The sequence below is a fragment of the Marinobacter sp. LM1 genome, from assembly GCF_042763285.1.
Taxonomy (GTDB): Bacteria; Pseudomonadota; Gammaproteobacteria; order Pseudomonadales; family Oleiphilaceae; genus Marinobacter; species Marinobacter nauticus.
On sequence record NZ_CP114373.1, the window covers coordinates 3358725 to 3371496 of the forward strand.

13 protein-coding genes are annotated in these 12772 nt (G+C 57.0%); 4 read left to right on the top strand and 9 right to left on the bottom strand.

Annotated elements, in window-relative coordinates; translation table 11 throughout:
- Positions 1 to 138 precede the first annotated feature (138 nt).
- Complete coding sequence (locus OZ656_RS15780; RefSeq protein ID WP_011786509.1) at positions 139 to 1560, top strand: wax ester/triacylglycerol synthase family O-acyltransferase; 1422 nt, start codon at positions 139 to 141, stop codon at positions 1558 to 1560.
- 12 nt (positions 1561 to 1572) lie between these two features.
- Here OZ656_RS15780 and OZ656_RS15785 read toward each other — a convergent pair whose 3' ends face one another.
- Positions 1573 to 2196, bottom strand: a complete 624-nt coding sequence (locus OZ656_RS15785) for a TetR family transcriptional regulator (protein ID WP_153740675.1) — start codon at positions 2194 to 2196, stop codon at positions 1573 to 1575.
- A gap of 193 nt (positions 2197 to 2389) precedes the next feature.
- On the opposite strand from OZ656_RS15785, the gene OZ656_RS15790 reads away from it, so the two are divergent.
- Together OZ656_RS15790 and OZ656_RS15795 are read left to right on the top strand one after the other, a co-directional pair.
- Positions 2390 to 3496, top strand: coding sequence for a ferredoxin reductase (locus tag OZ656_RS15790; RefSeq protein WP_278350448.1), 1107 nt, complete (start codon positions 2390 to 2392; stop codon positions 3494 to 3496).
- Between the two features lie 45 nt (positions 3497 to 3541).
- On the top strand, positions 3542 to 4615 hold the full coding sequence (locus OZ656_RS15795) for an acyl-CoA desaturase (RefSeq protein WP_014422438.1): 1074 nt from the start codon (positions 3542 to 3544) through the stop codon (positions 4613 to 4615).
- A 69-nt stretch (positions 4616 to 4684) separates the two neighbouring features.
- Here OZ656_RS15795 and OZ656_RS15800 read toward each other — a convergent pair whose 3' ends face one another.
- From OZ656_RS15800 to OZ656_RS15810, 3 genes are read right to left on the bottom strand one after another with little or no spacing between them, the layout of a single operon-like run.
- Entirely contained in the window at positions 4685 to 5122 is a 438-nt protein-coding gene (locus tag OZ656_RS15800; protein ID WP_011786513.1) for an Rrf2 family transcriptional regulator, read from the bottom strand.
- A gap of 27 nt (positions 5123 to 5149) precedes the next feature.
- A complete protein-coding gene (locus tag OZ656_RS15805) occupies positions 5150 to 5542 on the bottom strand; it encodes a YbaN family protein (RefSeq protein ID WP_023012234.1) in 393 nt (130 codons plus the stop codon).
- Between the two features lie 23 nt (positions 5543 to 5565).
- The gene (locus tag OZ656_RS15810) at positions 5566 to 5790 is read right to left on the bottom strand and encodes a hypothetical protein (protein WP_023008570.1); all 225 of its coding nucleotides are present in this window, start codon (positions 5788 to 5790) and stop codon (positions 5566 to 5568) included.
- A 218-nt stretch (positions 5791 to 6008) separates the two neighbouring features.
- Here OZ656_RS15810 and moaA point away from each other — a divergent pair, with 218 nt between their 5' ends.
- Entirely contained in the window at positions 6009 to 7001 is a 993-nt protein-coding gene (moaA, locus tag OZ656_RS15815) for a GTP 3',8-cyclase MoaA (RefSeq protein ID WP_023008571.1), read from the top strand.
- Positions 7002 to 7108: 107 nt separating this feature from the next.
- Here moaA and OZ656_RS15820 read toward each other — a convergent pair whose 3' ends face one another.
- The 5 genes from OZ656_RS15820 to nosZ all read right to left on the bottom strand — a co-directional run bounded on the left by OZ656_RS15820 (position 7109) and on the right by nosZ (position 12713).
- Positions 7109 to 7699, bottom strand: coding sequence for a nitrous oxide reductase accessory protein NosL (locus OZ656_RS15820; RefSeq protein ID WP_272998607.1), 591 nt, complete (start codon positions 7697 to 7699; stop codon positions 7109 to 7111).
- Positions 7700 to 7721: 22 nt separating this feature from the next.
- Positions 7722 to 8552 (bottom strand): ABC transporter permease, encoded by an 831-nt coding sequence (locus OZ656_RS15825; protein ID WP_278350449.1) that lies wholly within the window; start codon positions 8550 to 8552, stop codon positions 7722 to 7724.
- Complete coding sequence (locus OZ656_RS15830) at positions 8549 to 9481, bottom strand: ABC transporter ATP-binding protein (protein WP_278350450.1); 933 nt, start codon at positions 9479 to 9481, stop codon at positions 8549 to 8551. Before OZ656_RS15830 ends, OZ656_RS15825 begins: the two co-directional genes overlap by 4 nt.
- Entirely contained in the window at positions 9478 to 10746 is a 1269-nt protein-coding gene (locus tag OZ656_RS15835) for a nitrous oxide reductase family maturation protein NosD (protein WP_278350451.1), read from the bottom strand. The genes OZ656_RS15830 and OZ656_RS15835 overlap by 4 nt, the downstream gene beginning before the upstream one ends.
- Before the next feature lie 71 nt (positions 10747 to 10817).
- Positions 10818 to 12713 (bottom strand): TAT-dependent nitrous-oxide reductase, encoded by a 1896-nt coding sequence (gene nosZ, locus OZ656_RS15840; protein ID WP_278350452.1) that lies wholly within the window; start codon positions 12711 to 12713, stop codon positions 10818 to 10820.
- Between the last annotated feature and the right edge of the window lie 59 nt (positions 12714 to 12772).

Below are 12772 nucleotides of genomic sequence, written 5' to 3' on the forward strand. Positions count from 1 at the left end.
GTTCGCGACATTATGTAACCGTTAAACCCTGCAAAAAGATGGGAGCCCAATCCCGGTTTTGATCGTGTGCACCTGCGGATATCAGTATACTTGCAGGAAACAACCAAAACACAAATGACTGGCGGAGAATGACAAGGAATGAAACGTCTCGGAACCCTGGATGCCTCCTGGCTGGCGGTTGAATCTGAAGACACCCCGATGCATGTGGGTACGCTTCAGATTTTCTCACTGCCTGAAGGCGCACCAGAAACCTTCCTGCGTGACATGGTCACTCGAATGAAAGAAGCCGGCGATGTGGCACCACCCTGGGGATACAAACTGGCCTGGTCCGGTTTCCTCGGGCGTGTGATCGCCCCGGCCTGGAAAGTCGATAAGGATATCGATCTGGATTATCACGTCCGGCACTCAGCCCTGCCCCGCCCCGGCGGTGAGCGCGAACTGGGCATTCTGGTATCCCGGCTGCACTCTAACCCCCTGGATTTTTCCCGCCCTCTTTGGGAATGCCACGTTATTGAAGGCCTGGAGAATAACCGTTTTGCCCTTTACACCAAAATGCACCACTCGATGATTGACGGCATCAGTGGCGTGCGGCTGATGCAAAGGGTACTCACCACCGATCCGGAACGCTGCAATATGCCGCCGCCCTGGACGGTACGCCCGCACCAACGCCGTGGCGCAAAAACCGACAAAGAGGCCAGTGTCCCCGCCGCGGTTTCCCAGGCCATGGACGCCCTGAAACTGCAGGCAGACATGGCACCCAGGCTGTGGCAGGCCGGCAATCGCCTGGTGCATTCGGTTCGACACCCGGAAGACGGACTGACCGCCCCCTTCACCGGCCCGGTTTCCGTGCTCAACCACCGGGTTACGGCGCAGCGGCGATTCGCCACCCAGCACTATCAACTGGATCGGCTGAAGAACCTGGCTCATGCTTCCGGCGGCTCCCTGAACGATATCGTGCTTTACCTGTGTGGCACGGCGCTGCGACGCTTTCTGGCGGAGCAGAACAATCTGCCCGACACCCCACTGACGGCCGGTATACCGGTGAATATCCGGCCGGCAGACGACGAGGGTACGGGCACCCAGATCAGTTTCATGATTGCCTCGCTGGCCACCGACGAAGCTGATCCGTTGAACCGCCTGCAACAGATCAAAACCTCGACCCGACGGGCCAAGGAACACCTGCAGAAACTTCCCAAAAGCGCACTGACCCAGTACACCATGCTGCTGATGTCACCCTACATTCTGCAGTTGATGTCGGGTCTCGGGGGGCGGATGCGACCAGTCTTCAACGTGACTATTTCCAACGTGCCCGGCCCGGAAGACACGCTGTATTATGAAGGTGCCCGGCTTGAGGCCATGTATCCGGTATCGCTGATCGCTCACGGCGGCGCCCTGAATATCACCTGCCTGAGCTATGCCGGATCGCTGAATTTCGGTTTTACCGGCTGTCGGGATACGCTGCCAAGCATGCAGAAACTGGCGGTTTATACCGGTGAGGCTCTGGATGAGCTGGAATCGCTGATACTGCCGCCGAAGAAGCGCGCCCGAACCCGCAAGTAACCCAGGACGGGGTCAGTCGCTTTGCCAGTGACCAGCCCCGACAAAAATCATCTGCAGGAATCGGGTGGTGCGTTTTCGCACCTGGCCGATCTGATAATCGTCGTCTTCCGAAATGCTGAGCAGATCGGTCAGACTGAAGGCGACGGTGCGCACCACCAGATCGCAGGTCAACTCCAGATCGGCATCGCTCAGGTGTTCCATCAGCCGGAGCCGGCGCAAGTCATTGGCCAGCTCACTGGCGAAAAATCGCATTTCGCTGCGAATCCCTTCCTGAACGGCCCGGCTCTCGCCTGCCAGCCCCTGCGCCATAAACAGAAAAAAACTGCGGTTGGCCTGGGCATGGGCCACAAAGATACCCACCGATTCCTCAATCAGCTTGTCGGCCTGCAAAACGTTGGCCCGGGCCTCCCTCATCATCCGCCTGAGGACCAGCCCGAGCTCGTCCACCAGCTGCAAACCCAGGTCGTCCATGCTGCGAAAGTGGCGATAGAACGACGTTGGCACCACGCCGGCCTGCCGGGTCACTTCCCGAATACCGAGGCTGGCAAAGTGTCGCCCCTTGCCCACCAGAGTCAGCGCTGCGTTCATCAGCTTCTCTCGGGTTTCGCCGGGCCTGCGTTTCGTTCTGTCTGCCATGGTCTTCCTATCACGATAGTTGCGGTAACAAGTGTACACATCTGACGGCAGAAAAGTCCGCAAAATTTGTCATTTCGAGCCAACGAAGCGCCCCTGATTGTTACGACAACCCTCACTGTGTACAGTCGTACACATAAGTGAACAAGTGTACACATCGTTATCAACGATCAGGTACAAACCTTGGAGAAAACCTATGTTGGCAAAAATGAACCAGACCCGCGCCATGCACTGGCTTGGCCGACAGCTACTGAACCGAAGCAACCCTGCCAGTTATTTTGATCCACTGGCGGAGGCCATCAATCCCATGTGGATACAAGCGTACACACCTGCACGGGTAGAGCGTATTCTGGTCGAGACTCACGACACCAAGACCTTTGTGCTCCGGCCTGCCAGCCGATGGAGTGGCTTTCGTGCCGGCCAGCACGTGAACATCTGTGTAGATATTGATGGTGTGCGACGCCAGCGCACCTTCAGTCTGTCCAGCTCCCCCCTGCTCTGGCAGAACGACGGCGTGGTCACACTGACCATCAAACGCCTGCCAGGAGGGCTGGTGACCAACTGGCTGCATGATCAGTTGGAAGAAGGCGCGGTGCTGGGCCTGACCGAAGCCTTTGGCGACTTTCTGATGCCAGCCATGCCCAAACCGGTGCTGTTTATTGCCGGGGGCAGCGGCATTACGCCGATTCTAAGCCTGCTGGAGACCATGGCGGCAGAGCACTTCCGGGCACCGGTCACGCTGCTCTACTTTGTTCGCACTCAGGAGGACGTGATCGCCAGTGAAAAACTGGAAGCACTGGCGGCAAGATACTCGGCACTCTCGGTACGTATTATATGCACCCACGAAACCGACGAGCCGCGCTACCTCAACGACGCCGACCTGGATTCCGTGCCCGGTCTGAAGGCCCGCGAGGTCTATCTGTGCGGACCGGGCGGGCTGATGGATCTCGCCAATGACCTGCTTTACCAGCGCGGTCTCGGCGAAGAGCAGATTCACTGTACGTTTTTCGCCCCTCCGATCTCCTCCCCTCTGGGTGATGAAACACTCGGCGGCGAAGTGAGTTTTGCCCGCGCGGACCTCAATGTGGACTCTTCCGGCGATGCCACACTGCTGGAGATCGCAGAAGCCGCGGGCCTCAAACCTCAATACGGCTGCCGCATGGGCATTTGCCACCAATGCAGTTGCCGAAAAACCAGCGGCACCGTGATTAACCGGCTGACGGGTAAAGCTTCCGGTCCCGGAGAGGAAAGCGTTCAACTCTGCATTTCCGTACCCCGTGGCCCGGTGAATCTGGAAGCCTGACACACAGAATTCGAGCGCGGCCTCATACAGCCGCAAGGAGACCTTATGATCAAACTTGATGAACAACAGCTCAACGAGCTTCAGAAAGATCTGGATACAGTACGCGACGAAGTATTGGCCGATCTTGGCGAGCGGGATGCCCGCTACATTCGCAAGATCGTTCGCCTGCACCGCGCCCTTGAAGTCGGCGGCCGGGTGATGATGCCCTTCGGCTTTATTCCGCCGGTGTTTGTGGCGGCAACGGCCACCCTCGGCGTGGCCAAGATTCTGGAGAATATGGAAATTGGCCACAACGTGATGCATGGCCAGTACGACTGGATGAACGATCCCACCCTCAACTCACAGACCTACGAGTGGGATACGGTGTGCACCAGTGAATCCTGGCGCCGGACTCACAATTACGAGCACCACACCTACACCAACATCATCGGCAAAGACCGGGACTACGGTTATGCGGTGCTACGCCTGAGCGACGAAGAGCCCTGGAAACCCTGGCACACGTTGCAGTTCATCAACTACATCTTGCTGAGCGTGTTCTTTCAGTGGGGTGTAGGTTTACATGAACTGGAAACCGAGAAGCTACGTCGCCGGGAGATTTCCTGGCGCGAGAAAGTGCCGTTCCTGAAAGACTTTTTCCGTAAAGGCGGCCGCCAGGCATTCAAGGATTATGTCTTCTTTCCATTGCTGACTCTACCAGTGGCCCCTATCGTGCTGGCCGGCAACGTCGGGGCTAACCTGATCCGGAACCTCTGGGCCTCAACGGTGATTTTCTGCGGTCACTTCACTCAGGACGCAGAAACCTTTACAGAGCGGGAATGCGAAGGTGAGAGCAAGGGCCACTGGTATCTGCGCCAGCTTACCGGCTCTTCCAACTTCACGGGTGGCCGCTGGCTGCACATTCTGAGTGGACACCTGAGCTATCAGATCGAGCATCACGTGTTTCCGGATCTCCCAGCGCACCGCTATCCTGAGATTTCCGAGCGGGTGCAGGAAATCTGTCGCAAACACGGCATTCACTACAACACGGGCTCATTTATGAGCCAGTATAAAACTGTGTTGCAGAGAGTCCTGCGATATTCACTGCCGGAACGGAGATCCGCCAACCCCGTAAACGTATAACTCTGGATACTCGTTTGAAGCCTGGGAGGTCTGACGCACTGCAAATACAGCAGTGCGTCAGTTCAGCAATCAAGCAATCTGGAGCAGTCGCAACAGCTGTGGTCGGTGGTGGTCCTGAATCACGTCGGCGAGCGTGTATCGATCAAGCACCTCAAGGAAGGCTTTCAGGGCTTCACCAAACATGGATTTAAGTCCGCATACCGGAGTGATCTTGCAGGCATTTTTGGAGGAAAAACATTCCACGATGCTGAGGTCCTGCTCGGTTTCGCGCACCAGGATTCCGATATTGATATCCTGCGGCGCCATATGCAGCCTCATCCCGCCCTTCTTGCCACGGATAGTCTCGATGTACCCTTTCTTGTTCAGTTGGTGAACCACTTTCATCAGATGATTCTTGGAGATGTCGTAGCTGTCGGCAATTTCCTGAATGGTCGCCAGACGATCACCCTCTGCAGCCAGATAGATCAGCACTCTGAGTGAGTAATCGGTATAACGGGTGATGTGCATTCATGACTCCAAAATGACAGAAAAACATCAGTAGGATGGCCGGCTCAGCATATAGCCGGCAACACCCAATAAAAACAGCCCCGAGACAGCCAGTACCAGAACCGGCGATCCAAGCCAGACCAGCATGCTCCAGCTCAGCCCCATCATGGCAAAGGCCAGCAACTTGGCTTTGCGTGGAATGGCACGCCGGGCGCGCCATTCTTCAATCGCCGGGCCGAACGTCGGGTGCTCTTCCAACCACCGGGCAAAGGCCGGGGAGCTCTTGCTGGCGAAAAAGGCCGCGAGAATAACAAAAGGAGTTGTTGGCAAAAGCGGCAAAACCACACCCGCTGCCGCCAACCCCACACTCATATACGCAAGAATCCGGAAACCGGTTTTACCTGGCTGTGCGCCCATGGCGTGGGCCTCTTGACCGTTCATAACTGCATCTATTCTACCGTGATTCAGTGCACAGGTCTTCCCAGTTTACTGAGGAACGCCAAGCGGGCGACATACGCGATTTTCACCCCGACTGCGAAGATTAACGTTCCCATGTGGGCGAGTATCTGAACCGCGATTGGCAATCTGGCCGCTAGAGGATATGCCAAAGCAACGGTTAACAGTAATCCGAGCACACTGACCAGAACACCCGCATTAGCACGAGCGAGCCATTTCTCGTAGAACCACATAGCGATCTCCCAGGCTTTCGATGGGTTTTAAACTGGCAACACCATTGCGATTAGTGTCGCTCCACTTTTTAACATATATTTTATTTAAATGTTATAGAGGAAGACCGATGACTTTGCAAGGTCGCGGGAGATACTCCCCGAGGGGTATCGGAATCCGCCGCGCGCTTTGCCATACTTGGCCTAAACTCATGGTGATATTGCAACAGGACCTGGCTTCAATGCCCCAGACCCGACTGACAGACCGCTTTGGCCGCACAGTAAACTATGTTCGCCTGTCGGTGACCGACCGCTGTGACTTCCGCTGCGTGTATTGCATGGCGGAAGACATGACCTTTCTCCCGCGCCAACAGGTATTGACGCTTGAAGAGATCGCCCGGCTGGCACGGAACTTTGTTGCTCTGGGCACGGAGAAGATCCGGCTGACAGGCGGAGAGCCTCTGGTGCGCCGCGATATCCTGGAGCTGGTACGCGAAGTCGGCACTTATGGCCTCCGTGACTTCGCCATGACCACCAACGGCAGTCAGTTGCCCACCATGGCGGAATCATTGCGCAAGGCCGGTTTGCAGCGTCTCAATATCAGTCTGGATTCTCTGGACGCTGACAAATTCCGCGCCATTACCCGCACCGGTAATCTCAGCCAGGTTCTGGATGGCATTGATGCTGCCCGGGACGCAGGTTTCCGTGGTATCAAGTTGAATACGGTGGTGATGAAAGGCCGCAACGACGAGGAGATTCCGGAGCTGATTGAGTTTGCCCGTCAAAAGCAGGTGGACATCAGCTTTATCGAGGAGATGCCGCTCGGGGAAATTTCAGAGCATGACCGTGGTTTGGCGCTGTGCACCAGTGAGGAGGTGCGCGACATTATCCGCAGGCACCATGAGCTGATTCCGGCAACTGAGGATTCCGGCGGCCCAGCGCGTTATTTCCGGATGCCGGACAGCGAGGTTCGCGTCGGGTTCATTTCGCCGCATTCCCACAATTTCTGTTCGACCTGCAATCGGGTTCGGGTGACAGTGGAGGGGCGTCTGCTGCTGTGCCTGGGCAATGAGCATTCAGTGGATCTTCGCCGGGTGTTGCGGGGGCATCCGGTGACGGATGACAAGCTGCAGGAGGCGATCATCAAGGCCATGGATCTGAAGCCGGAGCGGCATCATTTTTCCAGCAATGGGGATGTGCAGATTCTTCGGTTTATGAATATGACTGGCGGCTGAGCCCCTGTGGCGCTTCTGCTCCGCCATCCTTGGCTCCGCAAATTTTTGGAAAGGCTACCCGCACCTGATCTTTAGAGCACTGGAGTAATCGCCAAGGAGCCCATGTTTTAATGGGCCATTTCAGACTCTCCGTTTACGTCATGGTCTTCATGCATACCAGCCATATCATCCATCCCGCTCATATCGTGCATCGTCATACCATTATTCAGATGCTCCAGCGTGACCTCGGCAAACGCCAGTACGTTCCCGCCATGCTCGGCCGCGAAGTCTGTAGCGTCGGCTTCGCTGGCGAACGAGGCCAGGGTTGGGCCCATGGCGCCGTTGAGGTTTGAGCCGACCACGTAGAAGGCCTCGCGGGCGTCGATCAGGTGGGTGTCATCCGGGCTGTCCCAGTGGCTTTCGGCCATGTTGTGGACGTAGAGGGTGTGATCCCGGTTTTCGTTTTCAGGCTGCAGGAACCAGGCGAACATGTCTTTGGTGGAGCAGAATTTCCGGATGTTCTGCTCTCGCTCGGTGAAGGCCTGGCCTTTAGGCCCGGGGAAGCCAGTGATAGCCATGCCGCAAACGTGGCATTCGTCGCCGGATTCGAAGTGGACCGGGTCGGGTTTTTCAACGATCTCGGGTTCACTGCCAGAGCAGCCCGTTAGAAGGGCGACGGCGAAGGCGGCGATGAGCCATTTGGTTGCTGGGTTTGCCATGTTTGTGTGTCTCCGGTCAGGATCAGATTCGTCGGTTTGTGAACAGTAACAGTGCGCCGGTCAGGGGTATGGCGCACCACAGGATCAGGCCCAGCCAGAGGCCTGCCGCGCCGATGGGCAGGTCTGTACCCAGGCTGAGTACGCCGCTGAGTTGACCGCTGTCGCCGAAGGCAACGATGTTGAGCAAGCGGTAGATGTCAGTGGGGTTGAGCATCAGCAGCCAGGGCAGCAGTTCGGGATTCAGTTTGCCTTCACTGGCCACCAGGGTACCCAGCAGCATCAGGTCGAAGATCAGTACGAAGAAAAACCAGATCGCCAGGGCCAGCCCGGCAGCAACCGGTTTCTCGCTAACCCGCACGCTCACCAGGTAGGCCAGTGCGATAAAGCCCCAGCCCAGCAAAACGGTAGAGCCCACAAAACGCCCCATGGCCACCGCCAGGGCGGCAATGGCGACATCTTCCACCAACACGGCGATGGCAATACCAGCCACACCGAAGCCTATGATGGTGGCCAGCGCCAGGGTCAGGCCATGGCCGAGAAATTTGCCCAACAGCAACTGGCTTTTACTGAGCGGGTAGGTCATCAGCAGTAACAGAGTGCCTCCCTCCTCTTCCCCCACGATGGCGTCGTAGGCCAACAACAGTGCAATCAGCGGGATCAGGAAGATCCCCAGGCTGGCCAGGCTGGCAATGGTCGCAGGTGTGGAGGCGTAACCCACCTGCCCGGAGGCGGCGGCACCGAACCAGGCGATGCCCAGTGCCAGGGTGGCAAACACCAGGGAGATGGCAACCAGCCAGCGGTTGCGGAAGCTGTCGCTCAGTTCCTTACGGGCGATGGTCCAGATGGCGTTCATTGGTTTCCTCCCCGGTGAGCCAGGCCACCCGAGCCGATAAAGTGCACGTAGATGTCTTCGAGGCTGGGCTGATGGATGCCCAGGTCTGCCACTTCGCCGGAGGCCATCAGGGTCTTGATCAGTTCCATTTTTTCCTGGGATCTCACGTCTACCTGCAATCGTCCGTTTTCACTTTTCATCATCAAGCCGGCACGCTGCTCGGCCTGGTCAATGGCTTTTTCCAACGCCGACAGGCTAGTGGCAGGCTGCAGGGTCAGGGTGACCGGCATGTTCGCCTGTCGCCGCAGCGATGGCAGGTCTCCAGATGCTTTCAGGGCGCCTTCGGTCAGAATCGCGGCCCGATCAATGTACGGCTCAACACCTGGCAGTACATGGGAACAGAGCACAATGCCCGCTCCCTCATCCCTAAGCTGGCGCAACAGGCGGTATAGGTCCGCCGTGGCAACCGGGTCCAGGCCGACGGTGGGTTCATCCAGCATCAACAGCCTGGGCTTGCCGAGCAGGGCCTGAGCCAGGCCCAGACGCTGGCGCATGCCTTTGGAATAGGTTTTGGTGCGGGCGTCCATGGCGTCTCCCAGGCCAACTTGCTCCAACAGTTCGGGCACCTGCTTAAGCGGCGCGCCTTTGAGGCGGGCAAAGTGGCTGAGGATTTCACGGCCGGTCAGCTGCGGGTAGAACATCACGTTCTCCGGCAGGTAGCCGATATGCTGGGTTACCTGGGGATCGCCAGCCGCGCCTTCCAGCACGGAAACCTTGCCCTCGGTGGGCTGCATCAGGCCGAGGATAAGCTTGATCGAGGTGGTTTTACCCGCGCCGTTGTGGCCGAACAGGCCCAGAATTTCCCCCGGCTCCAGCCGAAGATCTACCCCGTGCAGCACCGTGGCCTTGTCGTAACGGTGACTGACGTTCTCCAGTCGAAAACAGTTCATCGGATCTCCGATTGCAGGTGGTCGGGAATTCGCATCAAAGGATGGGGATCACTCACCCCGGCAGACTTCACTACCGGGAAGGCATCCTGGACCCAACGCAGGGTATCCACCGCCGGGCTGAACATCAGTACCTTGGCCTCCGGATACTTCCACAGCAGCCGATCCACGTTGTCATTCGGTTCATAAGGCACATCGCCGAGGCCGTCCTGGTTTCGATCCCAGCCCAGGTAGTCACTCCAGTAGTTGCCTTTGCCATCCTCGGCCCAGAACTGGGTGCGAGTGGCCACGTACTTCACCTGGCGCTGGTTTTCCACAAAGGCATTGTTGAACACCTGGTTTTCCTCGGAACCCGCAGTGAGATGAATACCGATGTTGCTGTGGCCGAAATAATTGCCTTCGAAGGTGTTATACAGCGAGTTGTAGATAAACACCGCTTTACCCTCGGCACCGGAAATCACCACTCCGGCACTCTGACCCTGGGACACTCCGGTAACAACGTTATTGCGCAACTCGGAGTTGGTGATGAAGTTCATCAGAATGCCGTAGTTCTCGTCATTCTCGGAGCGGTTATTGAATACCTTCAGGTACTTGCTCTGCATCAACGCATACCCGGTACGCGTACCTCGGGTGACGTTGTTTTCCAGCAGGTTATGCATCGAATACATGTAATGAATGCCGTACCGGAGGTCACTCATCACATTGTCGCGAATGGTATTTCGGTTCGCGGTCTCGATGTAAATGGCATCCCGGGTCTCACTGATATCGTTACCTTCAATCAGCGCACCCGTGGTGTTGAACAGGTGAATGCCATTGCCACGATCCTGGGACCGCAAGCTGGTATCACCGCGAATGTGATTCTCCCGCACGGTCACATCCGGTGTTGCATCCAGCCACACGCCGAACGCCGGGCCCTGAAGACGGTTGTTTTCCACCACCGAACCCTGCGCTTCGCGGGCCACGAAGATTCCCGCATCCAGTTCATTCAGGTCTTTGCCCCAATTGCGAACCTGGCAATCGGAAAAGGTGATCGCCTCTGCCAGAATCTCAACCGCATTGCCCTGCCCGCCACCGTCAATCACCGTTTCCGGAGCGCAGGACATAGATACCCCGGGCACCCTGATAACCAGTGGAGACAAAGTTTCCGGAGGAAGTTGAAACGACGAGCCCGGGGCCAGGTTATCCAGCTCTTGCTGCAGGTCCGCGTTGGCGGAGAGCGCAAACAGAGCGACTGACAGGGCCACTCCATAACGCAATAGTTGATACATCAATAGATCTCAGGATAGTGATAAGCAACCAGGGGCCCCGAAAACGGGACCCCAAGTCAGGCAACTCTCTATCAGGCCTTTTCGACGAGCATCCGCCCGCCCATCTCCATGTGGAGAGCATGACAGAACCAGTTGCAGTAGTACCAGTAAACCCCTGGCTTACCTGCCGTAAAGGTCACGGAAGCGGTCTGCTGCGGGCTGATCTCCATACTCACGCCATGGTTCACCATACAGAAGCCGTGGGTCACGTCCTCAACCATATCGAGGTTGGTGATATACACCGTGACTTCATCACCTTCCTTCACCTTGAACTCGGTCATACCGTACTGAGGCGCAACGGAGGTCATGTAAACACGTACCTTGTTGCCATCACGGATGACCTTGTTGTCGGATTCCAGAGTCACACCGTCCTTCTCCGCCTGGGCACGACAGCTGGCGAAGTAGGGGTCGTTGCGCTCGTAGATCTTCTTGGTCTTGATCTGATCACGACGTACCAGGATACAGTCATGCGGCTCGGCATAGGTCGGGCCATCGTGGACCAGTTTCATTTCCTCACCGGAAATATCGATCAGCTGATCGTTCTCCGGATGGAGCGGGCCAACCGGCAGGAAGCGGTCTTTCGAGAACTTGGACAGAACAACCAGCCATTTGCCATCAGCATCACGGGATTCCGTCAGCGATGCGTGGTTGTGGCCCGGCTGATACTGCACGTCCAGCTTCTGACGGATATAATTAACCTTGTCACCGTTGTAGTGCTTGATGGCATCGGCAATATTCCACTTGCACACCTGGCTGTCGATAAACAGCGTGGTGTAGGCATTGCCACGGCCGTCGAAGGTAGTGTGCAGGGGTCCGAGACCCAGCTCCGGCTCGGCCACGATGGTGTCCCGCAGTTCGATCTTGTCTTCGAACAGGTCGTCCAGTTTATCAATGGCAATCACGGATACCGTTGGTGACAGCTTGCCGTTGGCAATGAAGTACTTGCCATCCGGAGAGGTGTTCAGACCGTGCGGGTTCTTCGGCACCGGAATATAGCGGGTGAACTCGGATTTGCCGCGGCCGTCTACAACCGGCACCTTGGAATCGCCGATGGTCTTGAAGTTGCCAGCTTTTACCGCTGCAGCAATGCGTTCCACGTTGAATACAACCACCCAGTCGCGGTCGTTACGCATGGTGCCTGCAAGGTCTACTGCACGCTCTGAGTTGTAGCAGGTAGAAGCAGCGTACTTGCCGGTGTAGTCGGCATCGGTGTTATCCAGGTTACCGTCAACGATGACCTGCCAGGCCACATCCATGGTTTCTGCGTCGATGGCGGTGAACATGGTGTAGCTGTTGTCCAGGCTGAAATCCGTGCCGTCGTTGGGCTGCGGGATGACGAACTCGGCGTTACAGAACACGTAGTTGGTCTTGGGTACTTTCTGCAGGCGCAGACCGTGGATGGCCTGAACGTTCGGGATGTGGGTAATCTTGTCCGTCTTCATGATGTCCAGACGGATACGGGCAACCCGGGTGTTGGCCTTGTCGTTGATAAACAGGTACTTGCCATCGTAACGACCGTCGGTCATGGAAATGTGCGGGTGGTGGCAGTCGCCGTTCAGGTACTGCTGATCACCGCCCAGGATTTCCTTACTTTCGTTGGTAATCCCCCAACCCGTTGCGGAATCCACGTTGAATACCGGAATACGCATCAGTTCACGCATGGAGGGCACGCCAAGCACACGCACCTCGCCCTGGTGGCCACCACTCCAGAAACCGTAGTACTCATCCAGCTCGCCCGGGGCGACGTGAGCCTTATTGCGGGCTTCTTCCGCAGCCGAAGCCCAGGTCTCACGGGACATGACCGAGGTGCCCAGACCGGTTGCACCAGCGACACCGGCCAGCGCAGCCGCACCCATAAAGCGACGACGGCTCAGACCACCTTCGGAAACCTCCGGCGTGTCCTTGGTCAGATCATCTCTTTTTTTCATAGCATCCAACTCCGTTATTGGTTATGGCGGTTATTGCTTCTCATGACTTTACCGGGGCC

Bases quoted from the DNA above. Each gene is read 5' to 3' on its own strand.
- OZ656_RS15780 (WP_011786509.1), top strand. From the start codon at position 139: ATGAAACGTCTCGGAACCCTGGATGCCTCCTGGCTGGCGGTTGAATCT.
- OZ656_RS15785 (WP_153740675.1), bottom strand. From the start codon at position 2,196: ATGGCAGACAGAACGAAACGCAGGCCCGGCGAAACCCGAGAGAAGCTG.
- OZ656_RS15790 (WP_278350448.1), top strand. From the start codon at position 2,390: ATGTTGGCAAAAATGAACCAGACCCGCGCCATGCACTGGCTTGGCCGA.
- OZ656_RS15795 (WP_014422438.1), top strand. From the start codon at position 3,542: ATGATCAAACTTGATGAACAACAGCTCAACGAGCTTCAGAAAGATCTG.
- OZ656_RS15800 (WP_011786513.1), bottom strand. From the start codon at position 5,122: ATGCACATCACCCGTTATACCGATTACTCACTCAGAGTGCTGATCTAT.
- OZ656_RS15805 (WP_023012234.1), bottom strand. From the start codon at position 5,542: ATGAACGGTCAAGAGGCCCACGCCATGGGCGCACAGCCAGGTAAAACC.
- OZ656_RS15810 (WP_023008570.1), bottom strand. From the start codon at position 5,790: ATGTGGTTCTACGAGAAATGGCTCGCTCGTGCTAATGCGGGTGTTCTG.
- moaA (WP_023008571.1), top strand. From the start codon at position 6,009: ATGCCCCAGACCCGACTGACAGACCGCTTTGGCCGCACAGTAAACTAT.
- OZ656_RS15820 (WP_272998607.1), bottom strand. From the start codon at position 7,699: ATGGCAAACCCAGCAACCAAATGGCTCATCGCCGCCTTCGCCGTCGCC.
- OZ656_RS15825 (WP_278350449.1), bottom strand. From the start codon at position 8,552: ATGAACGCCATCTGGACCATCGCCCGTAAGGAACTGAGCGACAGCTTC.
- OZ656_RS15830 (WP_278350450.1), bottom strand. From the start codon at position 9,481: ATGAACTGTTTTCGACTGGAGAACGTCAGTCACCGTTACGACAAGGCC.
- OZ656_RS15835 (WP_278350451.1), bottom strand. From the start codon at position 10,746: ATGTATCAACTATTGCGTTATGGAGTGGCCCTGTCAGTCGCTCTGTTT.
- nosZ (WP_278350452.1), bottom strand. From the start codon at position 12,713: ATGAAAAAAAGAGATGATCTGACCAAGGACACGCCGGAGGTTTCCGAA.